We start from the raw sequence: 398 nt of genomic DNA, 5'->3' as shown, positions 1-398 counted from the left end.
CGTCACCGAAGTGACTGACACCATCGACACCTCGACCGTGAAACTGACGGCTGATACCTCGGTGGCTGAAGGCGGCACTGTTACTTACACCGCCACTGTTGGCGCGCCAGTCACCGGCTCGCCTGTCGTCGTGACGCTGGCCAACGGTCAGGACATCACCATCGAAGTCGGTAAAACCACCGGCACCGTGACCTTCACCGCACCGAACGATGCGTTGACTGGCCACGCGCCGCTGACCAACTCGATCACCGGTGTAACCGGCGGCAACTATGAAAATCTGGTGGCCGACAAGACCCCGGTTTCGACCAATGTCACCGACACTGTCGACACCACTAACCTGTCGCTGAGCGCAACCGGCTCCGTGGCCGAGGGCGGTTCGATTGTTTACACCGCAACCC

1 protein-coding gene is annotated in these 398 nt (G+C 60.8%); it reads left to right on the top strand.

Translation table 11 applies throughout. The features are described from left to right. On the top strand, window positions 1–398 hold a 398-nt coding region (locus tag AACY19_RS27510), incomplete at both ends, for an immunoglobulin-like domain-containing protein (protein WP_339454652.1).

Source organism: Pseudomonas sp. EA_5y_Pfl2_R50, assembly GCF_963970475.1.
Lineage (GTDB): Bacteria > Pseudomonadota > Gammaproteobacteria > Pseudomonadales > Pseudomonadaceae > Aquipseudomonas.
Note: the sequence above shows the minus strand (reverse complement) of the source record. Positions and strands in the feature narration are given on the sequence as shown.